General features: G+C 62.6%; 35 protein-coding genes and 1 pseudogene. 15 read left to right on the forward strand and 21 right to left on the reverse strand.

The window, feature by feature from the left end:
- Positions 1–188: 188 nt before the first annotated feature.
- From J0I42_RS09925 to J0I42_RS09940, 5 genes are all read right to left on the reverse strand, one after another.
- On the reverse strand, positions 189–374 hold the full coding sequence (locus tag J0I42_RS09925) for a hypothetical protein (RefSeq protein ID WP_291654664.1): 186 nt from the start codon (positions 372–374) through the stop codon (positions 189–191).
- A 380-nt stretch (positions 375–754) separates the two neighbouring features.
- Positions 755–1,735 (reverse strand): cysteine desulfurase family protein, encoded by a 981-nt coding sequence (locus J0I42_RS09930; protein ID WP_366509819.1) that lies wholly within the window; start codon positions 1,733–1,735, stop codon positions 755–757.
- 294 nt (positions 1,736–2,029) lie between these two features.
- Positions 2,030–2,281, reverse strand: a complete 252-nt coding sequence (locus J0I42_RS23990; protein WP_366509825.1) for a PilZ domain-containing protein — start codon at positions 2,279–2,281, stop codon at positions 2,030–2,032.
- Positions 2,282–2,390: 109 nt separating this feature from the next.
- Complete coding sequence (locus J0I42_RS09935; RefSeq protein ID WP_291654666.1) at positions 2,391–2,768, reverse strand: response regulator; 378 nt, start codon at positions 2,766–2,768, stop codon at positions 2,391–2,393.
- A gap of 279 nt (positions 2,769–3,047) precedes the next feature.
- Positions 3,048–3,293 carry a hypothetical protein gene (locus J0I42_RS09940; RefSeq protein WP_291654667.1) on the reverse strand — a complete coding sequence of 82 codons (246 nt, stop codon included), beginning with the start codon at positions 3,291–3,293 and terminating at the stop codon, positions 3,048–3,050.
- 125 nt (positions 3,294–3,418) lie between these two features.
- On the opposite strand from J0I42_RS09940, the gene J0I42_RS09945 reads away from it, so the two are divergent.
- Positions 3,419–3,628: a cold-shock protein gene (locus J0I42_RS09945; RefSeq protein ID WP_291654668.1), complete on the forward strand. Its 210-nt coding sequence runs from the start codon at positions 3,419–3,421 to the stop codon at positions 3,626–3,628.
- Positions 3,629–3,699: 71 nt separating this feature from the next.
- On the opposite strand, the gene J0I42_RS09950 is transcribed toward J0I42_RS09945, so the two are convergent.
- The 3 genes from J0I42_RS09950 to J0I42_RS09960 form a co-directional block, all read right to left on the reverse strand.
- A complete protein-coding gene (locus tag J0I42_RS09950; RefSeq protein WP_291654669.1) occupies positions 3,700–3,849 on the reverse strand; it encodes a hypothetical protein in 150 nt (49 codons plus the stop codon).
- Between the two features lie 540 nt (positions 3,850–4,389).
- Complete coding sequence (locus tag J0I42_RS09955) at positions 4,390–4,851, reverse strand: DUF3597 domain-containing protein (RefSeq protein ID WP_291654670.1); 462 nt, start codon at positions 4,849–4,851, stop codon at positions 4,390–4,392.
- Positions 4,852–4,853: 2 nt separating this feature from the next.
- Positions 4,854–5,357 (reverse strand): YciE/YciF ferroxidase family protein, encoded by a 504-nt coding sequence (locus J0I42_RS09960; protein ID WP_055728249.1) that lies wholly within the window; start codon positions 5,355–5,357, stop codon positions 4,854–4,856.
- Positions 5,358–5,503: 146 nt separating this feature from the next.
- Here J0I42_RS09960 and J0I42_RS09965 point away from each other — a divergent pair, with 146 nt between their 5' ends.
- Both J0I42_RS09965 and J0I42_RS09970 read left to right on the forward strand, forming a co-directional pair.
- Entirely contained in the window at positions 5,504–5,803 is a 300-nt protein-coding gene (locus J0I42_RS09965; RefSeq protein WP_055728248.1) for a PepSY domain-containing protein, read from the forward strand.
- A gap of 36 nt (positions 5,804–5,839) precedes the next feature.
- Complete coding sequence (locus J0I42_RS09970) at positions 5,840–6,406, forward strand: hypothetical protein (RefSeq protein ID WP_291654671.1); 567 nt, start codon at positions 5,840–5,842, stop codon at positions 6,404–6,406.
- A 223-nt stretch (positions 6,407–6,629) separates the two neighbouring features.
- On the opposite strand, the gene J0I42_RS09975 is transcribed toward J0I42_RS09970, so the two are convergent.
- From J0I42_RS09975 to J0I42_RS09990, 4 genes are all read right to left on the reverse strand, one after another.
- Positions 6,630–7,376 (reverse strand): exonuclease domain-containing protein, encoded by a 747-nt coding sequence (locus J0I42_RS09975; RefSeq protein WP_291654672.1) that lies wholly within the window; start codon positions 7,374–7,376, stop codon positions 6,630–6,632.
- 68 nt (positions 7,377–7,444) lie between these two features.
- On the reverse strand, positions 7,445–10,708 hold the full coding sequence (locus tag J0I42_RS09980) for an error-prone DNA polymerase (RefSeq protein WP_291654673.1): 3,264 nt from the start codon (positions 10,706–10,708) through the stop codon (positions 7,445–7,447).
- Entirely contained in the window at positions 10,705–12,228 is a 1,524-nt protein-coding gene (locus J0I42_RS09985; protein WP_291654674.1) for a Y-family DNA polymerase, read from the reverse strand. The genes J0I42_RS09980 and J0I42_RS09985 overlap by 4 nt, the downstream gene beginning before the upstream one ends.
- A complete protein-coding gene (locus tag J0I42_RS09990) occupies positions 12,143–12,895 on the reverse strand; it encodes an ImuA family protein (protein ID WP_291654675.1) in 753 nt (250 codons plus the stop codon). Before J0I42_RS09990 ends, J0I42_RS09985 begins: the two co-directional genes overlap by 86 nt.
- A gap of 146 nt (positions 12,896–13,041) precedes the next feature.
- Here J0I42_RS09990 and J0I42_RS09995 point away from each other — a divergent pair, with 146 nt between their 5' ends.
- The 3 genes from J0I42_RS09995 (at position 13,042) to J0I42_RS10005 (ending at position 14,596) form a co-directional block, all read left to right on the forward strand.
- A complete protein-coding gene (locus J0I42_RS09995; protein ID WP_291654676.1) occupies positions 13,042–13,359 on the forward strand; it encodes a hypothetical protein in 318 nt (105 codons plus the stop codon).
- A gap of 146 nt (positions 13,360–13,505) precedes the next feature.
- On the forward strand, positions 13,506–14,120 hold the full coding sequence (locus tag J0I42_RS10000) for a hypothetical protein (protein WP_291654677.1): 615 nt from the start codon (positions 13,506–13,508) through the stop codon (positions 14,118–14,120).
- 182 nt (positions 14,121–14,302) lie between these two features.
- Positions 14,303–14,596, forward strand: a complete 294-nt coding sequence (locus J0I42_RS10005; RefSeq protein WP_291654678.1) for a PRC-barrel domain containing protein — start codon at positions 14,303–14,305, stop codon at positions 14,594–14,596.
- A gap of 4 nt (positions 14,597–14,600) precedes the next feature.
- Here the strand turns inward: J0I42_RS10005 and J0I42_RS10010 are convergent, their stop codons facing one another.
- Positions 14,601–14,777, reverse strand: a complete 177-nt coding sequence (locus J0I42_RS10010; protein WP_291654679.1) for a hypothetical protein — start codon at positions 14,775–14,777, stop codon at positions 14,601–14,603.
- A 561-nt stretch (positions 14,778–15,338) separates the two neighbouring features.
- Between J0I42_RS10010 and J0I42_RS10015 the strand changes: the two genes are divergently transcribed.
- On the forward strand, positions 15,339–15,716 hold the full coding sequence (locus tag J0I42_RS10015) for a hypothetical protein (protein ID WP_291654680.1): 378 nt from the start codon (positions 15,339–15,341) through the stop codon (positions 15,714–15,716).
- Here the strand turns inward: J0I42_RS10015 and J0I42_RS23995 are convergent.
- The gene (locus tag J0I42_RS23995) at positions 15,688–16,224 is read right to left on the reverse strand and encodes a phosphatase PAP2 family protein (RefSeq protein WP_366509820.1); all 537 of its coding nucleotides are present in this window, start codon (positions 16,222–16,224) and stop codon (positions 15,688–15,690) included. The genes J0I42_RS10015 and J0I42_RS23995 overlap by 29 nt on opposite strands.
- An 8-nt stretch (positions 16,225–16,232) precedes the next feature.
- Positions 16,233–16,445: a DUF2934 domain-containing protein gene (locus tag J0I42_RS24000; protein ID WP_366509821.1), complete on the reverse strand. Its 213-nt coding sequence runs from the start codon at positions 16,443–16,445 to the stop codon at positions 16,233–16,235.
- 474 nt (positions 16,446–16,919) lie between these two features.
- Between J0I42_RS24000 and J0I42_RS24005 the strand changes: the two genes are divergently transcribed.
- From J0I42_RS24005 to J0I42_RS10030, 4 genes are all read left to right on the forward strand, one after another.
- Positions 16,920–17,195 (forward strand): BrnA antitoxin family protein, encoded by a 276-nt coding sequence (locus tag J0I42_RS24005; protein WP_366509822.1) that lies wholly within the window; start codon positions 16,920–16,922, stop codon positions 17,193–17,195.
- A 294-nt stretch (positions 17,196–17,489) separates the two neighbouring features.
- Positions 17,490–17,933, forward strand: coding sequence for an acyloxyacyl hydrolase (locus tag J0I42_RS10020; RefSeq protein ID WP_291654681.1), 444 nt, complete (start codon positions 17,490–17,492; stop codon positions 17,931–17,933).
- 106 nt (positions 17,934–18,039) lie between these two features.
- Positions 18,040–18,636: an SH3 domain-containing protein gene (locus J0I42_RS10025; protein ID WP_291654682.1), complete on the forward strand. Its 597-nt coding sequence runs from the start codon at positions 18,040–18,042 to the stop codon at positions 18,634–18,636.
- Positions 18,637–18,738: 102 nt separating this feature from the next.
- A complete protein-coding gene (locus tag J0I42_RS10030) occupies positions 18,739–19,293 on the forward strand; it encodes a lipocalin family protein (RefSeq protein WP_465247669.1) in 555 nt (184 codons plus the stop codon).
- A 399-nt stretch (positions 19,294–19,692) separates the two neighbouring features.
- Here the strand turns inward: J0I42_RS10030 and J0I42_RS10035 are convergent, their stop codons facing one another.
- Positions 19,693–19,851, reverse strand: a complete 159-nt coding sequence (locus tag J0I42_RS10035) for a hypothetical protein (protein WP_291654683.1) — start codon at positions 19,849–19,851, stop codon at positions 19,693–19,695.
- Positions 19,852–20,911: 1,060 nt separating this feature from the next.
- On the opposite strand from J0I42_RS10035, the gene J0I42_RS10040 reads away from it, so the two are divergent.
- Positions 20,912–21,313, forward strand: coding sequence for an MOSC domain-containing protein (locus J0I42_RS10040; RefSeq protein WP_291654684.1), 402 nt, complete (start codon positions 20,912–20,914; stop codon positions 21,311–21,313).
- Between the two features lie 173 nt (positions 21,314–21,486).
- On the opposite strand, the pseudogene istA reads toward J0I42_RS10040, so the two are convergent.
- The 3 genes and pseudogenes from istA to J0I42_RS10055 all read right to left on the reverse strand — a co-directional run.
- A pseudogene (gene istA, locus J0I42_RS10045) lies at positions 21,487–22,500 on the reverse strand (IS21 family transposase); the annotation flags it as partial.
- 538 nt (positions 22,501–23,038) lie between these two features.
- Positions 23,039–23,368, reverse strand: coding sequence for a hypothetical protein (locus tag J0I42_RS10050; RefSeq protein ID WP_291654685.1), 330 nt, complete (start codon positions 23,366–23,368; stop codon positions 23,039–23,041).
- A gap of 69 nt (positions 23,369–23,437) precedes the next feature.
- Positions 23,438–23,659, reverse strand: coding sequence for a hypothetical protein (locus J0I42_RS10055; protein ID WP_291654686.1), 222 nt, complete (start codon positions 23,657–23,659; stop codon positions 23,438–23,440).
- A 145-nt stretch (positions 23,660–23,804) separates the two neighbouring features.
- Between J0I42_RS10055 and arr the strand changes: the two genes are divergently transcribed.
- From arr to J0I42_RS10070, 3 genes are all read left to right on the forward strand, one after another.
- Positions 23,805–24,215 carry an NAD(+)--rifampin ADP-ribosyltransferase gene (arr, locus tag J0I42_RS10060; RefSeq protein WP_291654687.1) on the forward strand — a complete coding sequence of 137 codons (411 nt, stop codon included), beginning with the start codon at positions 23,805–23,807 and terminating at the stop codon, positions 24,213–24,215.
- Positions 24,216–24,809: 594 nt separating this feature from the next.
- Positions 24,810–25,142 carry an antibiotic biosynthesis monooxygenase family protein gene (locus tag J0I42_RS10065; RefSeq protein WP_291654688.1) on the forward strand — a complete coding sequence of 111 codons (333 nt, stop codon included), beginning with the start codon at positions 24,810–24,812 and terminating at the stop codon, positions 25,140–25,142.
- Positions 25,132–25,470, forward strand: coding sequence for a hypothetical protein (locus tag J0I42_RS10070; RefSeq protein WP_291654689.1), 339 nt, complete (start codon positions 25,132–25,134; stop codon positions 25,468–25,470). Before J0I42_RS10065 ends, J0I42_RS10070 begins: the two co-directional genes overlap by 11 nt.
- A 264-nt stretch (positions 25,471–25,734) precedes the next feature.
- On the opposite strand, the gene J0I42_RS10075 is transcribed toward J0I42_RS10070, so the two are convergent.
- Together J0I42_RS10075 and J0I42_RS10080 are read right to left on the reverse strand one after the other, a co-directional pair.
- On the reverse strand, positions 25,735–25,908 hold the full coding sequence (locus J0I42_RS10075; protein ID WP_291654690.1) for a hypothetical protein: 174 nt from the start codon (positions 25,906–25,908) through the stop codon (positions 25,735–25,737).
- Between the two features lie 20 nt (positions 25,909–25,928).
- Positions 25,929–26,105, reverse strand: coding sequence for a hypothetical protein (locus tag J0I42_RS10080; RefSeq protein WP_291654691.1), 177 nt, complete (start codon positions 26,103–26,105; stop codon positions 25,929–25,931).
- Positions 26,106–26,168: the final 63 nt, after the last annotated feature.

A 26,168-nucleotide genomic window follows, 5' to 3' on the forward strand; every position in this document is an offset into this window, starting at 1 on the left:
TGCCGCCATGGCCTGCGCTTCCAGGTTTAGGCGATAAAGCCCGTAGCCGATCGCTCCCGCAACGATGACCGATGTCGGGAGCCGGGTCGCGAGCAGGGTCAGGGGAACCGCGAACCGTTCGGGGATTTCACCCTGTTGGACATTCCGTGCGATCCATGCGCCGGCCAGACTGGAGAATGCCGCCCGGATCATTTCTGCTCCTCGGCACCGCCCGGTGTAATCGGCACCTGCTCAGCCACCGGATCGCTCGCGGGAAAGGTATCCTTGAGCGCTCTTTCGAGCTTTTGATCGGGGGTCAGCTCGCGCTCTTCTTTGCGTTGGATCTTCTGTTCCTGCCGGAGGCTTTCGACCGCCGGGTTTTGTTCGTTCGCCATGCAATCCTCCTTCGGCCTTCCCGCGAGGCTGAGATTGAACGCCCGGGGCTGGGCGCTCGTTCCCGGCGCCGAGTTCGCTGGCTGCTAAAATCTTGCGGGAACCGAAGTGGCGCTTATCTCGTTGTCAGCGCGGCATCCTCGGATGCCTGCCTGCTCTCCAGTTGGATGCGTCGTCGCGGATGTACCGGCCGCAACCGACGGGAGGGCAAAGCCAGTTTCCCGGCGATTGCCGGAACCGCGTAGTCCTGACAGAAGTCAGAGGCCCGTCGCTTCCCAAGCGGCGGGCTTATCATGTTATCAAGCTGGCGGAGACGCCCCTTGGCGCAGCGGTGAGTCGAGCAGAGTTCACGAAGTATCGTTTTCGACGCGCGAGTCCTCGTTCAATCCCGACCGAACGGAACGGCCCCCGACTGCGATAGCTTGCTGTCGAGCCGAGAAACTTTGCCTGGGATCGCCTTTCCTGAGGGTGCTGGCTTGGTGTTCTGACCCGCCAGCGTCCAATAGCCTTCGATCAGTGCGGCCGCGGCGGAATCGATGTCGGCATCGCTACTCCCGCGACCGAGCGAAAGCCTGACGGCGCCGAGCGCCCTGTCGGGCGAGATGCCGAGCGCGAGGATGACTGCCGAGGGTTTCGAGCTTCCGGCGTGGCAGGCTGAACCGGTGGATGCCGCGATCGCGGGCGTCGCCTCGAGCAGGTCGTTGCCGACCGTTCCGGGAAAGAGCACGCTCAGCGTATTCGGCAGGGTATGTGACCCACCCAGGCGCTTCAGCTCCGGCACGCCCCCGGCAAGCGCTTGCCACAGCCGCTCCTTCAATGCGGCAATCCGTGTCGCATCCCCCGCCAACCGTTCGCAGGCCATCCGGCAGGCTTGTCCGAGCCCGACGATATAGGGGACGTTCTCGGTCCCCGGTCGGCGACCGCCCTCCTGCCCTGCCCCGTCGAGAACGCTCGGGATGGCGTGTCCGCTTCGCAGGTAGAGAGCGCCGATCCCCTTGGGCGCGTAGAGCTTATGTCCGGCGAGCGTCAGCGCATCGATGCCCCAGGCGGCCACGTTGGGCGTGGTGGAACGGCGAGGATAAGGCCTGGCAGGTCCCGTTCCGATCGATCGAGGAGCTTCGTAAGAGATGGCCGGCGATCGAAGCTGACGCCGAACGCAGCGAGCCGGAAGCTCGAAGGCAACGGCGCGAGGCCGCGAAATCACAGCCCGAATATGAAGAGGTAAAGGCGACTGTGGCCGAACGCCGGCGCCGGCGGTATCCCGTGCCCGCGAGCGAATTCCCCCGGCCGACCGAGTACTGATGTCGCATGAACGACCATTAGTCGTCCTTGAGATGCCCGGCGAACTCGTTCCCGCGGACACCGCCCGGCAGCACTATTCGTGGTGCTCAGGACAGCCGGATGACCTGGGCTGGGCTTTGTGGCGGCGTCCAACTCACGAAGAACTGGTCAGGACCTGGGCTGGACGACGCCCTACCCCGCCGGACGCCCTTCTCCGCGAATGGTGGCAACCCACCCTCGAGGAACTGCGTTCCGCGCGGCGATCGGCGAAATCCCTGGAGCGTGCTCAGGAAACGCGTCGCATGCCCCGCTCATCCCCAAGCTGAAGCCGTATGCCTGACGCCGTTGGTGGGACGACCGCAACCCGCTGTCGCAGTCACTCGAAAGCTATGCCGATCGAGGTCTCATTCCGCCAAACAACCTGTGCTGGCCTGTCCGTGCCGATTGCGAGAGCGGTAATCAGAACCCTTCCGTCCGGCTCGAAGCCACGCGGGAGCCGCAAGCGCGCACCACCAGGTGAGATTTCGCGGATCATGCAGCTCCACGCCTGCGCGGCCCCTGGCAGGCGCAGCTTCGCCGCCTGAACCAGGTGGGACCTTTCTTCGCGACGGGGCTGGAGCGCTTGCATCACAAACGACACGTAGCTCACGTCAGCTTGCGGAAGAGCTCATTTCACAGCTCAAAGTTTATGGATGGTTGGCGAGATGCTAAATCAGATCGGGTCACCGCTGGCCTTCTTATGAAACCAGTCGTCGCATCGCCGCGGTCATGGCGTGGCGGCTATAGGGCTTGGAAAAGAAAAGCCCCCGCTCCGGCATCTCCTCGGTAGGAACCGTGCGATGGCCAGAGACGATAATGATCTCGATCGGGGGCCAACGACCGCGAACATACTGGGCAAGCTTCAAGCCATCCATGGAACCCGGCATATCGATATCGGTGAGAACGATCCGGATGTCGGCTCGCGATGCCAGAATCTCGATCGCCTGGTCAGCATTCGACGCCTCGAGAGCCTCAAATCCTGCCTCCTCGACCATGTCGACCGCATCCATCAGCAGAAGCGGCTCGTCTTCGACGATCAGGATGGTCTGTCGGACGTGCGGGCTCTCGTTGACCATTCCGCTCTCATCACTTCGGGCCCGTTGGTAGCAGAAAACCTGGAATCCGGGCCCATCTGGTCGCAACGGAAGACGATCTTCCGGGTTCCTCACTGAGAGAGACGATTTGCCGTGAACGCCGTTCCGGACGTGTCGAGTTCGCGAGGAGCGCGCCCATAACCGGGGCATTCAAAGACAGGGTCCCTTGGCCGATGCGGTGCTATTACTCGCGGCAGGTCGGCCCTCCTTACTCCGGCTTCGTCTCAGACGCATTGCGCCCGCAACGGGCGTGCTAAGAGATCACCCGGCCATATAGTGGACCACGATCCAAGCAAGCCCAGCCAAAATAAGGCCCCCTACGAGCACCGCCAGCACCGGGCGGCCCAGAAATCCCTGACGACCTTCAACCGGCGTCTCCACCGCCGGGTCGGTGGTCGTATGCGGATCTGGGTGCATTGGTGCGACAACCCCGCCGCCCGAGCCTTCCGTCTGCCTATCGGCTCGGGCGTTGGCCTCGCGAATATCCCGGTCCTGGCTGTTGGTCATGGAGCTGCTCCAATTGATCTATGCTGCTAGGGAGACTGCGCCGAGATCCAGAAGTTCCTCCGTCGTCCATACCTTGCCGAGAAACTGACCTTGGCTCATGCTGGCCGTCCACTTTGGAGACGAATATGGCTAGCGGCACTGTGAAATGGTTCAACGAGACCAAGGGTTATGGCTTTATCACCCCGGATGGCGGCGGAAACGACGTTTTTGTTCACATCAGTGCGGTGGAACGAGCCGGTCTACGAGGCCTGAACGAGGGCCAGAAGGTCTCTTACGAACTCGTTGCCGACAAGAGGTCTGGCAAGCAGTCTGCGGATAACCTGAAAACGGGATAACGGTCGACGAGTTTGGCCATGTGCGCACGCGTCCGCCGCCATTGAGTGGCGGGCGCTTTCTTTTGCAAATGTCAGACCGCCGCTCGCTGATCAAGACTATCGAACGAGACGATGCGATTTCGCCCGAGACCTTCGGCCGCATAGAGCGCCTTATCGGCACGAGCATGCAAACTGAGGGCGACGTCATCGCCTTCGGCCTGAGAGACGCCTGCCGAGAACATGCAGTTGAAATCCGGGCGGCCAGGAAGGGGGTACGATCGTCGAACCCTTGTGAGAAAGCACAACCCGCAGCCGTCTGACGGCGATCGAAACTCGCGCTCTCCCAAAGCCGGAGCGCGTTAATGCGGCGTTTCCCATATCGGTTGCATTTTATCGAAAGCTGGAAACTGCGCGTCCACCTCGGACATTTCTCTCCGACAAACGGAGGTATGACCCGATGCGGTATCTCGTCTCGCTCGACTTCTGGCTCTGGATCGGCGTCTGGATGAGCGTGAGCCTCATGGCCGTCGCGATGCGGCCGCTCGATTGGATGAGCTGACCGCGGCTCGAAATCTCGTGGTCCAGCCGACTTCGACCACACGGCTCAATCTCGCCTTGGAGATGATCCAGCAGGAAAGAAGTGAGGAGCTCAGAAGGCCTTGGGCGAAGGCAACGACGCTGTGAAGACGTTCGACAAGCCTTGGAACAGGCCGATCTCGGGAAGCCTGCTTTCGCTTGTTGATTGACGATCCCCGACGGCACGTCGCCGGGGACCTCTGCGCTCAGTCGAGCAAATCAGCCGGGACCTTGCCGCCGTTCTCGGAGAGCTTCTTGATGACTGCCTTGTGCAGCCAGACATTCATCGTCGCCGAGTCGTTGGTATCACCCGTGTAACCGAGTTCTTGCGCCAGTTCCTTGCGGGCGGTCAGGCTGCTGTCGATCTTGAGTGCCTTGAGCAGGTCGACAATGGACGTCTTCCAGTTCAGCTGCTGGCCGCTGTCCTTGACCGCCTTGTCGAGGATCGGCGCGACGTCGACCTGCTGCGAGGCCGCCGATCCAGGCGCAGTGCCGATGTTTGCCGTGGTCTGACCGACGGTCGTCCCTCCCGGCGACGAGGCCGGTGCGGTGGAAGTGCCGGACGATGGGACAACCGCACCGGGTGCGGGAGCAGACGTTGAAGTGGCGACCGTATCGGCCTTGGCCTCGCCGAAGATGGCCTTCTTGATGCTGTCGAAAATTCCCATGATCAGGCTGCCTTCTTCGTCGCGGCGGTGTTGGCGGCGCCGCCGAGCTGCGTCAATGTCTTGTCGGTCTTGGTCTCCTCGGCGAGCGTCGCGTCGAGCAGCGTGACCGCATCCTTGTGGCCGAGCTGCTGAGCCCACGCTTTGAGGGTGCCGTAGCGGGCCATCTCATAGTGCTCGACGGCCTGTGCCGAGGCCACCAAGCCTGCGTCGATCGCCGGGCTGTCGCCGTAATCCTCAATGACCGCCTTGCCTTCCTCGATGATGCCCAGGATGGCGTCGCAGGTCTTGCCGCGCGGGGCCTTGCCGATGAGCTCGAACACCTCGCCGAGGCGCTCGACGTGACCTTCGGTCTCCTCGCGATGGGTCTCGAAAGCCTTCTTGAGTTCGGGCGACTTGGCCGCCTTCGCCATCTTCGGCAGCGCCTTCAGTATCTGCTTCTCCGCGTAATAGACGTCCTTGAGCATGTCATGGAACAGGTCGTCGAGCGGCTTCGGTTCGGTCGCCATCTAATCCTCCAGCGATTTGGGTGGTCGATGGCTGCTGAACGAACCCTGAGAGCCCATGTTCCATTCCGCTCCGCTGGAACTTTTGGAGGCAATCTGCCGTTGGATTGTGCATCGCGGCATCGGCCGCACGCCCACGGGAGACCATCATGAAGAAGCTGCTCATTGCCACCTTGATCGCCTCCGCGACATCCTTTGGCGCGATCGCACAGACGTCGACGACGTCGCCGATGCCCGCCCCAAAGGCTGACGCCGACAAGAATGCCCCGCTGCCGGGCGCCAACAGCTTCACCGAGGGCCAGGCCAAGAGCCGCCTCGAGGCCAACGGCTATTCAAACGTTGGAGCCTTGAAGAAGGACGACAACGGCGTTTGGAAGGGCACCGCGACCCACTCGGGGGCGCAGGTCAACGTCTCGGTCGATTATCGCGGCAATATCACCCGCAACTGATCCGTGCCTCTCGCACCGCAAAAACTGGAGAACGACATGACCCGTACGCTGACCCGTTCCTACGATAGCCACGCCACCGCCCGCTCGGTCGTGGACCAACTCGAGGCCGCCGGCGTTTCCAGCAGCGCCATCAGCATTGTCGGCAGCGACGGCAAGACCGACGAGACCAACGCCGCCGAAGGTGCCGGAATCGGCGCCGGCGTCGGCGGCGCAGCCGGCCTGCTGACCGGCCTTGGCATCATGGCGATCCCCGGCGTCGGCCCGGTTGTTGCCGCAGGCTGGCTTGCCGCCACAGCCGCAGGTGCCGTCGCCGGTGCCGCCGCCGGTGGTCTGGTCGGCTCATTCGTGAAGGAAGGCCACGATGAGGACGAGGCGAACTACTACGCCGAGACGGTTCGCCGCGGCGGATCGGTCGTATCCGTCCGCACCGAACCCGAGCACGAGGCCACCGTTCAAGCTATCCTTGACGGCGCTACTCCGATCGACCGTGCGACCCGCGAGGCCGACTATCGAGCCGGCGGCTGGTCGCGCTTCGACGAAAATGCCGATCCTTACGTTCGGGATGCCACCGCGTCCGGCCGAGTGCCGCCTGCCGTGATCTGACGGCACGCGCATATTGAACAACGGCCTCGGGCGACCGGGGCCGTTTTCTGTTGGGCGGTGAGAGAAGCGCGAGAGCTTCTTTGCATGTTTCGCGGCGGCTTGATTGATCGATCAGGCAGAGGCTCTGAGAGTGATCGAGAGGCAGGTCATCACGCGACGATCTCTACCTCGGTCGGCAAAAGCGCGCTTTACCAAGAAGCGCAGCAGACGGAGCATGGGAGCGTCAGAGCAAGCGTGCCTGTGCAGGTTCGCGGTCGACTTCGTTCTGGCCATTTCGCCGCTCAAGTTCGGTCTTAGCACTGAACCGAAGATCGACATCACGACTGGCGGCAAGTTCGGAGAGCTCCGGCGCGCTGAGCTGATCCCATGTCTTCCCTCGATCAGGGCCAGTCGGTACGCGGGGCAACAAGCCGGGCTCTATGCTCCACGCAAGCAATTGGTCGATCGAAGCTTCATTCAACATGTCGCGGAGATGGTGCGCAGTCACGTACGCATCGGGCATCGCGCGATGAGCGGGCAAGCCAATCTCGTGCACGAGGCCCGCCGGCTTCCGCTGATACCGAAGCATCTGATTTGAGAACCGGGGCAGCTCCGGCCAGAGGCGCAAGGCGCATTTCCAGGTGCAGATCCATTGAGCACCCGCGCTCAGCCGCGGTCGGCAGTATCGCTGTTCGAACGCCGCTCGGTGCGCCGCCAAAGCCAATACTCCGCGCTCCGGCTTCAGGATAGACGGCGCTATATCCTTCCAGTACGGCGCGCCAGCAACGTCCTCATCCCGAATATGGTGCACTGCCATCGTATCGGCGGAGATGGCGCGGCCGGGATTGACGAGAAGCGCGCCGCGTTCCTCGGTGACTCCCCAGCGTCCATCGGCTCCTAGCGAGACGTCCTGCCAACCGATTTCACAGACATCATGGGGGCCGTCCCCGGCCGTCTCAAGGTCGATGACCCGAACGCGATTACTGAGCATGGATTGTAGATCAGCATTTCCGCTGGTCCATACAAGGCAGGAGCCTTTCGATCCCACCGGCAGCCGGATCACCGAAAATCCCTCGTCTTCACCTTGATCGTGTCGATGTGCAGGTCCGGGATGTAGATGTCGCGCGTCCGCATTCCTTTCGGCGGTAGATCGCGCGGGTCCGGAGTTGGCGAGCCATGGTGAAACTCATCGCCGCGTCCGTGAGGAAGCGGGAATGGCTGATCCCGTTTGCCGACGCCGGCAAGATTGACAGATAGGTCCGTGAGCCTCTGTGCCACCAGGTGCACGACCTCTCCCTCGCGCTGAATGCGCCCACGCACCGCGATCATCCCGGCCGACAGGATCGTTCGGCGAAAGCGCTCGAACACCTTCGGCCAGACCACGAGGTTGGCGATCCCGCTCTCGTCCTCGAGGGTAATGAACATGACACCCTTGGCCGAGCCCGGCCGCTGCCTTACCAGCACGATGCCGGCGGCTTCGAGCCAGCGTCCGTCGCGCGCGTCCATTGCGGCCTGACAGGTGACGATGCCCCTGCGCTGAAGATCCTGCCGTAGGAATGAGACCGGATGATCGCGAAGCGACAGCCCGACATGGCGATAGTCCTCGACCACATCTCCTCCGGTCGCCATCGGCCGGAGTGCGATGACAGGCTCAGGCGTTTCATCGGCTTTCCGATCCGCCGCAGCCGCGGCGAACAGGGGCAGCGGTTCGTCGCGCAGGACGCGGATCGCCCAGAGCGCCTCTCTCCGCGCCAACCCAAGGCTGGGCCGAAACCCATCGGCTTCGGCGATCTGCGCCAACGCCGCCAAGGGCACCCGAGCCCGGCGCCAGAGTTCCTCGATCGACTCGAACGGAAGGCGGGCTCGGGCCGTGGCGATCGCGGCAGCGTGAGCATTGGACAACCCCTTGACCATCCGGAGGCCCAGGCGAACGGCAAACCGCCTCTCGTCTCCGGTCTGCTCCAGCGTGCAGTCCCAGCGGGAGGCGTTTGCGCACACAGGCCGAACCTCGACGCCGTGATCTCGGGCGTCGCGCACGATCTGTGCAGGAGCATAGAAGCCCATGGGCTGGCTGTTCAGCAGCGCGGCGCAGAACACGTCCGGATGCCAGCATTTCAGCCAGGCGGAGGCGTAGGCGATCAGAGCGAAGGAGGCCGCGTGGCTCTCAGGGAAGCCGTAGGAGCCAAAGCCTTCGAGCTGTCGGAAGGTCTGCTCGGCGAACTCGGCCTCGTAACCGTTGGCGACCATGCCGGCGACGAGCTTCTCCTTGAACTTGGACACGCCGCCCGTGAACTTGAAGGTCGCCATGCTCTTGCGCAGCATGTCTGCCTCGCCGGGCGTGAAGCCGGCGCATTCGATCGCGACCCGCATCGCCTGCTCCTGGAAGAGCGGCACGCCGAGCGTCTTGCCCAGAACCTTCTCCAGCTCGGGCTTGGGATAGTGGACCGGCTCGCGGCCCTCGCGTCGGCGCAGATAGGGATGGACCATGTCGCCCTGGATCGGGCCTGGCCGGACGATTGCGACCTGCACGACGAGATCATAGTACGTCCGCGGCTTCAGCCGGGGCAGCATCGACATCTGCGCGCGGCTCTCGATCTGGAAAGTCCCGATCGTGTCGGCCTTGCGGATCATCGCGTAGGTCCGTGGGTCCTCGGCCGGAATCGAGGCCAGGTCGAGCGCGATACCCTTGTGATCCGCGAGCATGTCCAGGCCGCGCTTCATGCAGGTCAGCATGCCCAGCGCGAGAACGTCGACCTTCATGAACTTCAGTGCGTCGATGTCGTCCTTGTCCCATTCGATGACCTGACGATCGGCCATTGCCGCTGGCTCAATCGGGACAAGGTCGTCGAGGCGGTCATGGGTCAGGACAAACCCGCCAGGATGCTGTGAGAGGTGTCGCGGAGTGCCCTGAAGCTGGCGGGCGAGATCGAGCGCCAGGCGCAGCCGTCTGTCAGCCAGGTTGAGGTTGAGCTCCTCGATGTGTCGCTTCTCGACGCCCTCCTCGGACCAGGCCCAAACCTGCGACGACAGCGTCCCGATCAGATCCTCGGGCAGGCCCAGCGCCTTGCCAACATCGCGCAAGGCACCTTTGGTTCGGTAGCGAATGACGGTCGAGCACAGGGCTGCGTGATCACGGCCATAGGTGTCGAACACCCACTGCATGACGATCTCGCGGCGCTCATGCTCGAAGTCGACATCGATGTCTGGCGGCTCTCGACGCTCCTCCGAAACGAAGCGCTCGAACAGCAGGTCGTTGCGACCCGGGTCGATCGAGGTGATGCCAAGGACGAAGCAGACGGCCGAGTTGGCCGCCGAGCCGCGCCCCTGGCAGAGGATATCCCGCGAGCGGGCGAAGCGAACGATCGAATTCACCGTCAGGAAGTATGGGGCGTAGCCGAGCCTCTCGATCAGTGTCAGCTCGTGATTCAGGCTTGCCCGGACGCTTTCGGAGAGCCCCTCGGGATAGCGTTGCTCGGCGCCCTCCCAAGTCAACTTTGCAAGAGTCTCCTGCGGTGTCAGCGTGGGATCGTCGCGCTCCTCCGGGTACTGATAGGCGAGCTCGTCAAGCGAGAACCGGCATCGATCGGCGATCTGCAGGGTCCGGGCCAAGGCCTCGGGATAGCGGGTGAAGAGCCGATGCATTTCCTCCGGCGGCTTTAGGTAGCGGTCGGCATGGCGCTCGCGCCGATCGCCGAGGGCGTCGATCGTGACGTTGTGGCGGATGCAGGTGACGACGTCCTGCAGGATCCGCCGCGCCGGCTCGTGGAACAGCACATCGTTGGTCACAATCGTGGGGACTTGCATCCGCGTCGCCAGGTTCGACAGCTCATGAAGGCGAAGCTGGTCGTTCGGTCGGCGCCGCAGCGACAGTGCGAGATAGGCGCGGTCACCAAAGACTTCGCGAAGTCGACGCAGGCGAAAGGCACAGTCCTCGTCGGCGAAGTCCGGCACGAGCACCGCGACCAGGCCATCGCAATGCGCAACGACGTCCGACCATTCGAGATGGCATCGCGCCTTGCCGCCTCGCTTTTTGCCGATGGAGAGCAGCCGGCACAGGCGGGAATAAGCCGGCCTATCTGTCGGATAGACCAGCAGCGACATGCCGTCAGCGAGATCGAGGCGGCAGCCAACGATCAGCCTGACGCCGGTTGTCTTCGCCGCCTCGTGCGCCCGGACGATGCCGGCCAGCGAGTTGCGGTCGACGAGAGCGAGCGCCTCGATGCCGAGCAGCGCCGCCTGCGCGAACAGCTCATCGGCCGAGGAGGCGCCGCGCAGGAAGCTGAAATGGCTGGTGACCTGAAGCTCAGCATACCGGGCGCTCATCCGAAAACGCCATGCAGGAACCAGCGATGCGACCCCGTGGCGACGTCTTCGCCGTCGCCCGCGCGATAGAGCCAGTAGCGCTCGCCGGCATCGTCCTCGACCCGGAAGTAGTCGCGCACGGCGACCATCTCCGCCTCGCGCTTCCACCACTCACCGAACACACGCTCTGGGCCATCTGCGCGCCGGACCCGGCGGCGGATGCCGCGCCAGCTGAACCAGGCCGGTGGATGGTCCGGCAGCAGCGCCATGGTCTCGACCGGTTCCGGTCTGGGTAGCAGCCTCGCCGGGCGGGGCCAGTGACCTGGCCAGACCGCTCCGGTCTCCTCAGTCAATGCCGCGACACGGCGCACAGAACGCTCGGGTACATCGCTGGCAACCGGAGCCATGCGATAGACCGCCCGCTCACCAACACGATTGGCGAGGATGTCGATGAGGCCGGACACGTCCGCGCTGGTTTCCTCCACCAGTGAGCTGACCGCCTGCTTTCGTTCGAGGGGCTCAGCTAATGTCGCTGCCAGCGTCATGATCTCGATGCCGAGGCCAGGCTCGATCGCCTCGATCTTCTCGCAGAGGAGCCGGGTCAGTCGTTTCACGTCACAAACAGGCTTGGCGAGCCCAACGCGGACTGTCTGAAGTCCGCGGTCGACGCGATGGCAGATGAGATCCAGGCGCCGAGCGCCAAGACCGCGCGCCTCGAGGCGATCGCAGAGCTGGACGACCAATTTGCCGATGTAGCGAGCGATTGTCTCCGGCGCGCCGATCGGCTCGGCGAAGGCGCGGCGAACTTCGATGAGATCAGGCGGGCGGATAGCGATGATGGGCTCGGCCACCTCTCCGAGTGCCTGGGCCAATCGGCGGGCGATTTCCGGCCCAAAGCGCAGCGTGAGCGGCGAGCGCGGCTGGGCAATTATGTCGCCGGCTGTCTCGAAGCCCAGAACGCGCAGATCATTCGATATCTTGGCGGGCAACCGCAAGCATTCCAGCGGCAACGGCATTAGCGGCTGCGCCTGATGCCCAGCCATCGTAACGACAGTCGACTGAGATACGTATCGGGCGAGTGCATGGGCGGCGCCCCAGCTATCGGCAATTGCGGCCCGGGCCTCGACGCCGGACATCGCCAGGCGCCCGACGATGGCATCGAGCATGTCGCCCTCACCGCCATGGAGATGGTCGGCACCGGTCGTGTCGATGACGATGCCATGGGGCGGATCTGGCGCAACGATCGGGGCGACGCGCTGGTGCAGCCAGATCGCCAGCCGCTCAAGCTCTAGTGCGTCGGCGGCTGTGTCCGCTTCCTCGACCAGCAAGCCAGGCACGAGCGCTTGCGCCTTCGTAGCCGGCAAGCCGACGCGAAGCCCGGCGGCCTGCGCAGCGGCGTTCGCCGCCTGCACTAACCTCCTGCTTCCGTCGCGAGCGATGAGGACGAGCGGGACCTCAGGCGGAGGCGCCGCGTCGCCAGCCATCCGCCGGAACCGATCGATCGACCAGTTCGGGAGGAAGACCGAGACGACCCGTGTCATCGCATGCCTCCAACTCGAAATCCGCACTTTCGCCCGCCCGGGCCCTGATCAGTTCAACAAGCCAGCGTGACCGCCCTACCCCCGGCACCGGCAAGGCCGTCGATGGAAGAACCGAGACACGCCATCGGGTCATCGCCGCTGTAGGCTGGCCGAAGTCAGCGGCGTCGACCTCGCGCCGCCATCGCCGTAGCGCGATGCCGATCGAGCCAGTTCCTTCAGCTGCCAGTTGAAGGCGCCGAGAGGCGGTCATGGAGAGGCGGGCTACCTCGCCGACGACGGAGCCCAGCCCGCCATGGCGCAGGCCCTCTTCCATGCAGGCGAGCACCGTCTTGTCATCGCCGGCCTCGACATAGATCACGCGGTCAGGGAACAACCCCGCCTGCGCCATCGCCGGCGCGAACAGATCGGCTCGGGTGAGGCACCAGAGCACCTTGCCGCGACTCCTCGCGGCAACCCCGGCGCTGAACAATGCCGCCGCTGCACCGTCAATCGCGCCGTTGCCGCCGCCCGCGACCTCATGCAGTGCTCCTAGCGCGAGGCCTCCACCAGGCAAGCGTGAGTCGACCGTCGCGATACCGAACGGCAGCACTGTCCGACCGCGGGCGCCTCGGCCCTCGATCCGCTCGATCTGGTCGCGGAGCGACTGAAATAACGGCTGTGGCCGCAACGGACTTTACCTGCTAGAACGACACTTGATGTTCCTCTTATGTTCTCAGCGAGAGGCTGAGAGTCAAGCTCGGTGTTTGGCGGGAACACAGCAACGCGACGGGAGGTTGCCGAGAAGCAGCCTCTGCATCCGAGCAGGAGAACCAAATGTCCGAGGATCCAACCGAAATCGTCCAGCAGTCATACGAGGTGGTCGCTTGGCGAGGGCTGGCGCTAGCCCTTCTGGCGCAGATCCTGGTTCCAGCGCCGGAGAACGAGGAGGAGTGCTCCCAGTTCCTTCACACCGTGCTGGCAGATATTCTCGATCAGACAGTCAACAGCGAGGCAATGCCAGCCGAACTCGAGCTAGGCGCGTTGCGGGCCGAACTGGAAGGTGTGAACGAGCGCCTTCGCGAGGAACTCGCTGAAGCGCGGCTCGATCGGAAAAAGCTCCGAAATGAATGGCTGAAATCGGGAGCCAGCTGATCGCCCACCGAGTATCGGCCACCTTCAGGACGCCCACGCACTAGGGAGCAACCGTACGTGCCGCACGACAAGGAGCGTAGAAGCTGGGAACACGCGATCGATCCGTGCAATTAGTCCCAGACCCGCAAACCTGAACAGAGCATTATGTGAAGCGCACCTCAACGCAGCTCGCTGAGTGGCCTCTTCCATCAACGGCCACCCTTGGATCGTCGATCCGCGCCAAGGGAATCGAGCGGGAAATCAAGCGGCGGCTTCCTTGGTCGACGCGGAAGCACCTGACGGTCGAAACTGGCAAAGCGATCCTTCACATGCCGGACGCCGAAACTGCTGAGTTTGACGCTCTATCTGCGATCGTAGCGGATATGTTGGCCGAAATTGCCGAATTACCCATCCTCCCCAGCGAGGCTGAGGATATTCTCTCCATCTCATCTCGCGAGCGCCACAAGTGGCTCGACGACGGCCGGCTCCAGAGCGCGGGGACAAAGACAGTTAAGCTACGTGGCCGGGCCAAGGCGGTCACTTTCCACGTGTTCACCCCGCGTTTCATTGAACATGTCCTCGACAGCGGCCTGCCCGAAATCTGGCGGGAAGAGGATATCGCGACGACAGCGGAGAACCGGCGGCGAGCAGCTGGAAAAGCGGCTTTGACGCGCGCGGGAAAGCGCTCAGCCAAACCTCGTGAGGCAGCGCCCGGCCCGGACGAACAGGAAACTGGCCTCGATGGCTGGGACGAGTTTGAGGCTGAAGGTCTGCTTCGGTGAGGTATGCCGTCCGAACGGGCGGGAGAATCGGCTGAACCTGTCGACATGGCAACACGCTGTCTGTTCAAAGCCTCCATGGGGCAGGATCGCAGTCTCTTTCACGGAGCGCCCCGGAGCCATGTCCAACCGAGGTCGGCCGGAACGGTTAGTGATGAGGAGCGTTTTCCTAGCGAGGAAAGCACATGGCAGAAAATGAAACGAAGCAGCGTCCGGACCTGGGGGGCGCAATCCTGGATGGAGCGCCGCTGTTTGGGTCTGGGGACACAAGGGTCGGCACCATCGTCCAAATCCACGGTGCCGGGCCATCCATGCAAGTGATCGTTAGCATGGGAGGCATTCTTGGAATCGGCGAGACGGTTGTCGTCGTCACTCACGAGCACATTAAATTTACTCGGGCCGACGATGGCTCTTTGCGAGCGACAACCACGCTTTCAGTGGGCGAGCTCAAAACGATGACCCCGCATTCCCCCGAATGAGCGTTCACTCATCCAACCGTTTTGCTGCCTTCATAAGGTTGCGAAGCTGCTCGAAAAGCGCAGGCCCTGAATGCTGCTGCAGTGAAAATCCTTCCGCAGAATGGGCGCGCTGCAACTGCTTCAGCGTCTCAAATTTTCCCGATCGTGCCAGCTCAAAAGCTCGCTCCAAAGTCGTCTTCATCGATCGATAAGAGCACCTCAGTCATCGTAGCGCGTTAGCATTTGACGGGTCGGCTCGATCAGGAAGTAGCCCTCGTCCTCAGAATGTACGGGCGTTCCTGTCTTCCAAGGTGTAGCAGATCAGGCTTGTGCCGGGCGCCTCCCCCCAAACATGACGGTGTAGGGGTTGCCATTTTCGTCGCTGCATCGCTTCGATATTGGCTAGGCATCGCTGCGTTGCCTGTTCTCCTCAGCGAAGCTGAGGATATTCTAGCCATCTCTCTCGCGAGCGCCACAAATTGCTCGACGACGGTCGCCTTCAGAGTGCGGGAACCAAAACGATCAAGCTGCATGGCCGCGCCAAGGCCGTCACATTCCACGTATTCGAGCCTCGCTTCATTGAGCATGTCCTTGACAGCGGCATGACAGAGATCTGGCGGGAAGAGGATATCGGCGCGGCAGCGGAGAACAGGCGGCGTGCCGCGGGAAAGGCGGCGCAGACCCGCGCGAGCGAACGGTCTGGCAAAGCGCGGAAGGCCGCTCGGAGGACAGGAACCTCGTCCTCGCCTTGAGGCGCGGCTGCGTGGGCGAACGAACTCCAGCCCATCGAGATTGCGGCGAGAAGAAGAAGCGATTTCATGCGGAGACCTCGAAGGCGGGACAGATCACAACCGGCCGCCTCAGTCAGAGTTCCCCTCGCCCGTCAGCAGCATCCGCCGCGGCTCGAAAATTCGTCTGCGGGCTCTGGGAACCAGCGTTTTCCCGCCGCGTTCATGCGCTCAAAGCGGAGGCAAAAATGTTGCGTCTTTCGTTTCTTTCGGCGCTGTTCTCCATAGTCGGCATCACCTCGGTCCTGGCATCCCCCGCGATGCGCGCTCCTTGGGTCGGCGATCTGGCGTGGCTTATCATCGCGGCGACTTGCGTCGTCGCCGTTATGGCTTCCGAGAGTGAGAGCGCGTAACCCACCTGGTGCAACGCTCGACAACCACGCCGCCGACGAACCCCAGCGCTACGCCCGAGGGCCAATGCGCGAGCATGCCCACCCGGGCTGACGCCAAACCCAAAGCAGCTGACCACAGAGAAGCGGGATAGGCCACGCGGTCAGCGAAGAAGGCCGCCATCGCACCGGCATGCATCGCATGGCCCGAAGGCATCGCGTCAAGCGCTCGGCCGGTCTTCAATCGCCCGGATCCAATCACCCGGTCAGGCCGTATCTGGTCGACGATCTGCTTGATGCCGTGATGCAAGGTCGTCGTGGCCGCAATAGTCGACAGAAAGCGAACAGCATGACTGCGGGCAGCGCTTTGGCCCGGCGTCGTCAGAAGCCAAAGTGCACCCCCTCCCAGCAGCACGCGCGCATCGGCTACCCACCCGAATGAGAACGCGACACGCGCACCCGGCGAAGGCAGACGGGCGGCTCGCGTGACTGCGCGATCAATCTCAGACACTGGCAGTGCAATGCGCCGCACCTGGCGACTCAGCTCTTTTTCGTACGCGGCTTGCGAATGGGCGTTTCAGGGTCGGCACCGGCTTGCTGCTCGCTTACAGCGTGCAGCCCGTGCCTCTGCATGGCCCACGCAGCTTTTGCTGCGGCCCAGTGTTCTCGGTCTCGCCCGTCTGGCTGCCCCTCCTTCAACCAAATTTGGTAGGCCAGTCTGCGGATTTCTGCGTGGTCAGCGTCGTGGTTCATCGGTGTCGTCTCCGGGGGCTTCGCGGCGGAAAACGCCCTCGGTCGACCTGCAGTTCCGCCTGCGTTGCCCACTTGCCGACCAGTTGCGAATGCAGCGCGCCCAGGTGCTCCCCAGATCTTCCTTACCGCGCTTCACCTCGCGCGTCCCTGACGGCCATCTGCCGGGACTGCCTAATCCCGCTCGCGGGGCGCCCGTCGTTTCGCGCCCGGCGGCCTTGTCGAGCGACGGTGGCGGACGGCGACCCTTTCGCTAGGCTCTAAGCAGACCGGAACTGGAGCGGAACGGCGACAGTTGACCTGTTTCAGGGGATCGAACGATTCCCGGAGCATTCGGCCGCCGCCAGGACACCAGTGAGGACCATCGAATTGGCCGAGGAAGAAGCCCCAAAACTGCCCAGAGACCTTCATTGGGCGGCCCGCGATTTTCCCCTCTGCGTGGCGTGCTGAAATTGCTCGTCGAGGCAGACGGTTCCCGTGTGGGCTGAGCCACCTGCGAGCGGCCACCATTTTGGTCGCGGCTCTGTCGGTCTTTGCATTCCTCGGATACCAGCCGACCTTTTTCCACTGCAAGCTCGTGGTCGTCGACGACGCCTGGGCCTCGGTGGGCTCGACAGCGATGTCTTGGCCCATTTCCCGCATGGAGGGCTAGGCTATCAGAATCGGATCAACGAGGCGCTTCGGAAGGGGATGCCGGCCCCGGCAGACGAAGGGCTTAGGCCCGAGGATCTCAACTCGTCGAATGACGGTTGATCGCGGCTCCCCGATCTTGGAGCGCTTCGAGGCAACGTGAGGCGGCGGCGCCACAGCCGGCAAATTTTACGGCGCGAATATGGTTAGCGATTTCCTAATAATCCGCCCCCGATAACCTGTAGCGGGGGAATCGCTGGGAACGCTGCCATGTGCCGTGCGCTGACTTGCCTTGCCTTCGCCCTGTGTCTTCTGATTGGCGCTCCTTGGGAAGCGAGCGCGGCTGACCTCGCCAACCCTCTCGCATATGCCCCGCCCGTCGTAGCCCGTTCTCTAATCTCCGAAATTCGCGGAGGAGTGTTCGCCCATGCCGTTGGGACTCGCGAGGATGGATCAGTCGACATCAACGGCGAGATCCTGTTCTCGAAGCCGCTAATGCCGGCCGACCCGCTCATGGCTTTTCTTGTGCCGCGGCTCCACCTTGGCACCACGATCAACACCGCCGGCGATACGAGCCAGTTTTACGCCGGTTTCACCTGGACCTACGACCTCACGTCCAAGGTCTTCGTCGAGGCCAGCATTGGTGCGGCCTTCCACACCGGGGAGACCGGGCGCTTCCGTGTGCCAGATCGACTGAGCCTCGGCTGCTCGCCTTTGATCCGAGGGACTGGCTCGGTCGGCTACCGCTTCAACGAAAATTGGTCGATCATGGCGACCGTCGAGCACATCTCGAACGCCAATCTCTGTCATGCCAACCAAGGCATGACGAATTACGGCGTCCGCGTCGGCTATACCTTCTAGACCGGGTTCGTAACCATTCGTCGCTAGGCTTCGTATCACAGCGCCAAGGCGCAGGGAGATGGCAATGGTTATGGCGTCGAGCGTAGCCGCACCCATCTTCGGAGCCATGCTCTGCATCACCGCAGGACCAGTGAGCGCTCAGCAGGCGCCACTCCCCGCGGGAGCTCAAGCCTGCAAGTTTCACGCATTCATCGTCGATGGCGAAGGCAAGACAAATGTGCGATCGGCGCCGTCCGCTCGGGCGGCCGTTGTCGGCACGTTGCCGGCTGCAAGCAAGCGCCTGCAAAGCCCGAACGAGGGCGCGCAGGTCGACGTCATCGCGACCAGGGACGGCTTCTTCCTGATCGAGAATGCCAACGTCGATGACATCGAGACCGCCGACGAGAAGCGGAAGCTGGGGAAATGGCATCGAGGCCGAGGCTGGGTGCATGGGTCGCGGCTCGACTTCCACATTCAATCTGGCGACGGCCTGCGAGACACTCCCTCAGCAGAAGCCCGAGTCTCAGTTCCCTTCCCGGGCGGAGATGGCGAACCAGGCATTCATGTCGCCGTCATTCACGCTTGCCGAGGGAAGAACGTCGATGTGACTATAAACGCCCTCGAAGGGAAGCCGCTCGGGAGGGGCTGGATTGTACCCGGTGCCGCGTCCGGCAGCTCTCCGCCCATCACTATCTGCTCGGCGCAGTTGACCACTTGCAGCTGATCTAGCCACACGCGGCGAGTTGAAAGGGATCCGAGCTGCGCTCTCACACGTAATGCTCGTGAGGCGCCGCGAGAAAGGCCGCCCGGCGCCAGGGAGGCCACTATGAAATCTGTGCTGCTCGTTGCCGTCGCCACCGTTTCGCTCGCCGGTTGCGCTGGTCCCTCGTTCACTGAGACGCAGAAGGCGCCAGAGCCGCGCAAGCGGATCGATGTTCAGCGCTTCTATACGGGGACTTGGCACGAGATCGCGCGGCGCCCCATGACGATCACGGATGGCTGCGTCGCCGGCGCTACGGAATACTGGCCGATCGGGACCGGCGGCATCCAGGTTCTTGACTCCTGTCGGATGCGTAGCCCGGGCGGCGAGCTGAAATCAGTCGGCGGGCCCGGCACGATCCTCGATCCCGGCATCAACGCCAAGCTTCGGGTCGACTACAAGCTCTACGGCTTTGTGTGCAGCGCGAATACTGGGTGCTGGACCGGGCGAACGACTACAGCTGGTTCATATCGGCCGACCCGACTCTGCGCGATCTGTATATCTTCACGCGCGATCCGCGGATTAGTCCGGCGCAGCGCAACCAGTTGGTCGCGCGGGCGATTGCGCTGGGATATGACGTTAGTAAGCTCGAATTTCCCGAGCAACCGCGGAACTAGTTGAAAAGGGGCAACCGGAAGTGCGGAGTCGGGCGAATTCGCGGCGACGCGGCCGTAGCCTACAAGCCGGGAATACCTTTTACGCCGCGCCCTGTCGCACCACTACAGCAGCCAGCGGCGCGAAGCGACCCAGGCGATCGCAGCTATCGCCATCATCCCCGCAGCAACGACGAGCGGGTCTTCCATCGGATCATTCCTGCGGATCGGTGATGTAAAAGCCGAAAGCCGATGCACAGGCCAGAACGACGCTAATCTCAAGCAATCCCATTGTTGCCTCCTACCTGACGATGGAGAAGCAACAAGCTGAGGGTTGCCATTGTTCCGCCATGAGTATGACCACGTCGCGGCTGGCTGTCAGGGCTGCCAATAGCGTTCCAAGCAACGCTCGATCAGCTCCTGCTCGTCATGCTGGCACCAGCGACGCGATAATGAAGGTGAGCCGGGCATGCTCGCGTTCCAGATCGGGATCATCGAGCAATGGCTTCAGAAGCCGCCAAGTGGCTTCGAGCGCACCCTGTGCGCGGGAGAGGTCAGCGGGTTCCTTGAACGAGAACAGCGGCATCGTGACCCCATGCATTACCGTTCGCGAGCCCTAGCGAAAGGCGCCTGACGAACCGTTGACGCAAGACCAAGTTCCTTCGCGAAGACAAAACCCGCCGGGATCTCCGACGGGTTTGTGGGCCTCCAGCCCTTTGCTCTGCCGCGAGGACGAGCACTACCGAATTTCGCGCCAGCCGTAGATCGGGAGCTGCCGGTACGTCCGCGGCTCGCTTTCCGATCGGGGCAGAAGAAGCGAGCCGGCCGGCTGGGGGAAGTTACGCCGGCTCGCTTCTGGTGGTCATCTTGGCATAGGGTCCACCGCTGTCGTCGATGGATGCAACGACGATCGCGGCTTACAAACCAGCTTGTGCGTCTTGAGTTCCGCCGCGTGGCAAATAGTTCGCCACCCAATGCGCCGGGCTGGCTTGGAGACAGGCTGAGACGAAGCACCTGCGCTATTGGCGCAGAGGAACGATGCCAAAGCGGCCGGCCACGGCACCGATGATGAGGAGCTTCAGCTATTACGCGGCAGGAAAACATCCCGGTCGGTAGACCGAATTCACCATCATGTGCAGGAGGCGGGAGACGTCGGCTTCGAAACTGCGGTTCTTAGTGGTGGCGGCGGTCGTTGGTACGGTCCAGGGAGGTTCCCGCGATGAGTGACGCGAATTTAGGTTCTGTGCCCGGGCGGCGAAAGTGGCATCCGAGCCAGACGCGGGCGACTGAGGGAGCGTCGGCGTGGAATTGCCCCCACCCCGAACCGGCGCCCCCCATCGAGCAGAGAACCAACGCAGCAGAGGAGCGTTACAAGCCGGGATGCGCCGCGACGCGCAAATTGCAGAGGTTTGATATGATCAGATTGATCTTGGCTGGCGCCGCTGGGTGGATGCTCGCGACACGCCCCGAATTCCGTGAACGGGTATTCGGCGTAGCGAGGGATATCTTCCAGCGACTAACCGCCCGCTGAGTGGCCAACTATCGTGCCCTTTAACCCCTCATCCTCGCTCACGAAGCTTCTGAATGCACAGGTGAGATCGGGGCAGGTTGTTTGGCTTGGTGTCCGCCCCGGCCGCCGAGAACCCATGCTGGCGATCGAGAGCGTAGATCTCCATGTCGAACGAGGGCTTGTCGGCGATCGTTACACTCGCCCGGCCGGCAGCCGCCAAGTTACTTTGATCCAGGCTGAGCACTTGGCAGCTATCGCCAGTCATTTGGGCCGCGATCAGATTCTGCCCGCAGATTTGCGGCGCAATATCGTTACCCGGGGTATCAACCTGTTTGCTCTCAAAGAGAAGTGCTTCAGGCTGGGCTCCGCCATTTTGGAGACGACGGGAGAGTGTCATCCGTGTTCTCGAATGGAAGAGATACTCGGCGTGGGCGGTTACAATGCTGTTCGGGGTCTCGGCGGTATCACAGCGCGGATCATCCAAGGTGGAAGAGCCGATGTCGGCGACGACCTCGTCGCTCTGCCCTCGGACACATAGGCAGCTTTCCACGCCGACGTGTTGCGGCCGATCACGCCTCAGGCGATTGTCGACATCAGGAACGTGGATCGACAGTGTCGGCCACCGCCTCCTTCTTAGCTCGGGCAGCAGCGTCATCATGAGGATGAAGGCTGACAGCACGAAGCATATGCTGTTCGTGACGATCAACGGCCACTCGCGATGACCGAGTACTTGTTGTTGTCGAAGCGCACGAGGCAGGTCTTCGATACCGAGGCTGGCAGTGAGTGGAAGCCATCGAACCGCCCCGCGTAAGGCACCAGGCTCGGGCGCTCGGCTTCGAACATCTCCCAGATCGTGCGGTCACGCTGTTCGGGATGGCGGTGGGCCTTGGCGTAGCGAAGCACCTGGTCCAGCAGCCAGGCGTTCAACTCGTCGTAGTTCTTGACCCGCAGGCGCGGGGCGAAGAAGCGCTCGCGCACGAGCCCGACCTGGTTCTCGACCTGCCCCTTCTCCCAGCCCGAGGCCGGCGTGCAGGCGACAGGGTCGACCAGGTAATGGCTGCACATCTGCTGGAAGCGGCGGTTATAGGCCCGCTCCTTGCCGACGAAGATCGTCTCCATCGCAGTCTTCATGTTGTCGTAGATGCCGCGCGTGCAGGCGCCCTTGAAGAAGGCGAAGGCCCGGTCATGGGCGTCGAAGACCATCTCCTGGCTCTCGCGTGGATAGGCCCGCACGAACAGCATGCGCGAGTGACAAAGCCGGACATGCGCCACCTTCACCTGGGTCGTGGCGCCATTGATGACGACGATCTCGTGGCTCCAGTCGAACTGGTAGGCCTCGCCGGGCGCGAAGCTCAAAGGCACATAGGCGTCGGCTGTAACGGCGGATTGCTCGCGGCGCCAGCCTCGCGCATAGCGACGAACGGCATCGTATCCGCCCTCGTAGCCGAGATCCCGCAGCTCTTCGAAAAGACGGATCAGCGTCAGGCGCTCGCGGGCAGGCTTGCCGTCGTTCACCATCAGCAGCCGATCCAGCTCAGGGCGCCAGGGCCCTATCTTCGGCTGCGGCTGAACCTTCCGCTCATACTCGAACGACGTCGCGCCAGAGCGCAGCACCTTGCGCACCGTGTTCCGAGAGACGTGCAGCTCGCGGGCGATCTCCTTGATCGTCTTCCCCCGGATCGAAAACTCGCGCCGGATCCGCGCAATCGTATCCACGCTCTTCATCCCCCGCCCGCCCATCCGAAACCAGGACGGGCAGTCTCACCGAAGCCGGCTCAAGGGGGTCAAAGTTGGACGCCGATCCCCCGCTTCACAGGGTCAAACTTGCACGCCGAAACACACGAAGATCGCCGCTCGTAGCCTTGTCGGAACCAAACCCGCGCTTATCTCGTTGTCCGCGCGGTGCCATCGGGGCACCGGCTGCTCTCCAGTCGGATGCGTCGCCGCGGATGTACCGGCCGCAGCCGACAGGAGCGCAAAGTCAGTTTCCCGGCGATTGCCGGAACCGCCTAGTCCTGACAAAAGTCAGAGGCCCGCCGTTCTCCGAGCGGCGGGCTTTTATTTCCCCTACACAGCCCAAATGCGATGCTGAACAGTAGAACCGATGGCGAACTGCGGGAAAGGCGGCATTGACGCGCGCTGGAAAGCATCCGGCTAAGCCGCGCAAGGCCGCCCCACCGGATGAAGAAGCGACCGGCTTGGAACGGTGGGAGGAGTTCGAGGCTGAAGGCTTGCTTCGGTGCGCCCGCCCAACCGCCACGAGTTACTCAGCTATCGCCTTGAGCGCCTTATCCATGCTGAACAGTACCAATGCCCCGGTTGGCGTCAAAACCGCGTAGGCTTTGACGGCTTGGGCGTAGTTTCCGCCCGGACGCTGTTTCTCATCCATGACTATCGTTACCTCGGCGGCGGCCTCAGCGGTGTGCCCAACCGCCAGACAGTACCTCTGGTAGATGTCGATGACGTCTGACCGTTCGGGCTCGGCTAGCAGAGATTTGAGCGGAGTGCGCTCCCTCAGCCCGCTGAAATAGGCCTTTGCCGACGTTACTGGCTTAAACTCACGCCCGCTCAGCAATATTACGCGCTTCGCCATTCGTATATCAATCCGAGGCGGGGCGCCGACAGCTGCACGAGATATCGCCAAGTCCGTGCCGATTGGACCTCAATGCCATGAAGTCGCATCGTCGTGAGCTCGGTCCCATTCCATGATCGCTTGGACCAAGCTTGCGAGCTCGGCGGCCTCGGGGGAGCCTTCAGGAAAATCTGCAAGCTGCCGCGCGCGCTCGGTCGCGACTTCATAATCATCCAGATTCTCGATACGAGCCGCGTCTTTCGTTCGGGGGAGCGCTGTTGGAAGCGGCGTTGTCACATGTTCGAACGGCATCGTTGATCTCCTTTCGCTGCTGATCCAACAGAGCTACGACACTCGCTGTTCCCGTGCGGCTCCACCCCGATCGCTATGCGCGATAGTTCATGATCGTGCCCTGCCAGCGAAAGTCGGACGGCGAATAGATTTGAGGAGGGTAGCGATGCCTGCGGAGGCGACCGTATTTGCCAGATCCTATTTTCACGGCACCAAGGCGGACCTGAGGCCTGGCGATCTGGTTGCCGTCGGGTATCAATCCAACTTCAAAGCTGGTCAGCTTTCCTGGGTTTATTTTGCAGGCACGCTAGATGCCGCGATCTGGGGTGCTGAGTTGGCGGCCGGTAACGGTCGGGAACGAATCTATGTGGTGGAACCAGGCGGACCGATTGAGGACGACCCAAACCTCACAGACAAGAAGTTTCCCGGCAACCCGACGCTGTCCTATCGATCTCGGCATCCACTGCGCATCATTGCAGAGGTCACGAACTGGAACGGGCACACGCCCCAACAACTGCGTGACATGAAAGATGGACTCGCCCGACTTTCCGCAGAAGGGGCCAGCATCCTCGACTGAGCTTGCTGCCGCGTCGGCGTCAGATAATCGCTTGTGCTACGGGTGATACCGTACGCATTCCGGGGGGGCGGTTAGCGGCAGGATGCCCCCGCGCGTGCCGGACGATGGCCGACAAGGTGGGACGTTAAATGGCTGGCGCGCTCATCTGCTGGAGCGCTGCCAGCTCTGCTTTGTTCGTTCCCCTGATTCCGCAAAATGGCTCGGGTCAGAGTTTCAAGGCAATCCAACCATGGTTGCAATTGCTAGAGCCCCCCTTTCGTTGCAGCTCCATCGCCCAGGGCTTTGGGAGAGGATGGGCTACTCGGTCCGCGCTCATTGCATGGGCTGGTCATCCAAATAGCGGATTGCGATTGTGGCTAAGCACTCCATATCCAGTGAACGGTTCGCTGGCCGCTCCGGCCCCCTCCCGTCGGTGTCTGATCGCATCCGTTCCCCTCGAGGCTTTTGGCGTATTGCCTAGGCTTCTCCTTGGCCGGCTCCCTCTGGGAAGCCGGCCTTTTTTCTGAATCGATTCCTGCCGCTCTGATCTCTGTGTGAACTCTTGCCGAGGCCGTTCGTTAAGTCGGCGTCCGCTGCTGGGATGGGAGATGCAGAGTGATCAAACCGAGCATCCTGAGACGTTGGGCGTCTAGAATCCGCACCAAGGATCGTGCCGCCTACGTCGAGTATGTCCGCTCGACCGGCGGAGATGACTACAGTAGCACTCCGGGCAACTTGGGCTTCCAGATGCTGCTTCGGGATGTGCCGGATGGAACCACTGAGATCGAGACTCTGAGCTGGTGGGCCTCCGTCGAGGCCATCATCGCATTCGCCGGCGAGGACTATAAGAAGGCCCGCTACTACCCCGAGGACGATCGCTTTCTGCTCACGAAGCCCGAGTTCGTGACGCATTTCGAAGTGATGGTCGACGCCCGCCATGACAGATAGGTCCGCCTATCCCACAACACCCGACGGCCGTTACTTTCTCGTCGGGGGCAGGCTCTGGCGCGCGACCAATCCGGCACTTCCAGAAGAGCAACGTCATCAGCTTGTCGCTGAACTCATGGATGCTCGGCGAGCTGTCAAAGATGCAAAGCGCGGACGCGGCGAACTGGATGTCGCCCGTGCTCGTGTCGATTCCGCCAAGGTGAAGCTGGGTGAGCGAGGTCCTGCATGGTGGACCGATGGCGCACCGGACCTCAATCGCCACCTCGTCAAAAACACCGGTTATGCCGAGTGGGCTTTGCGGTTGAAGACGGCGGAAAGGCAAGCGTAGCGTGAAGCGATCCGCAGCAAAGACCTTCGATCCTGACCATACAGGAGCTTCAGCGCCAGACCTCCGACCAGGGAGTGCACGACCAACGTAACCTCCCGAGGCCGCTAGACCGCCGACGATCTTTCGTTCCCGGCTTTGCGATAGGAACTCCGCGCCATTGCTAAGGTATCGAACAGGAGCGGCAACCGTTTGGCAAAATTACAAGATCGTCGATCAGCCACGGAAAGAGGCCATCAAGACCATCTGAAAGCCCTCGCTGCGCGGTCAATCGAAGAAGTGTTTCGCTACCCACGCCTCTTCGCTCATCGGGCGCGGCAGATCGAAAGGCTCGCGCTCGTCATCTTCCGGGAGATAACCGAGAACGACATAACGCACTCCGCCGTGACCATTTTTGACACGCTCTAGCGCCATGAGGCGGCGTTTCAGTTCAGGGCTCAAAGCGCGCCATCCTGGTCAAGTTAACTCAGCGTGCGATGCCCTTCCGGGTCATTGGTAGCCAACCACTGGCGCCAGCCTGGGTTATGCTCTTCCTCCAGCTTGGCATTGCACGCCCTGATGGCCGCCATCAGCTCGGCATCTGTCGTGCGCTCGATCTGCTTTTCTATGTTCCGGTCGGCGTGATGCTTTGCCTCCATTCTGGCCAGCCGTCGCTGCAGTTATCCCCTCACTCTGCAAGCGCCTGCTCGCCAAGCCGAACG

The sequence above is a fragment of the Allobosea sp. genome, from assembly GCF_017308015.1.
GTDB lineage: Bacteria > Pseudomonadota > Alphaproteobacteria > Rhizobiales > Beijerinckiaceae > Allobosea.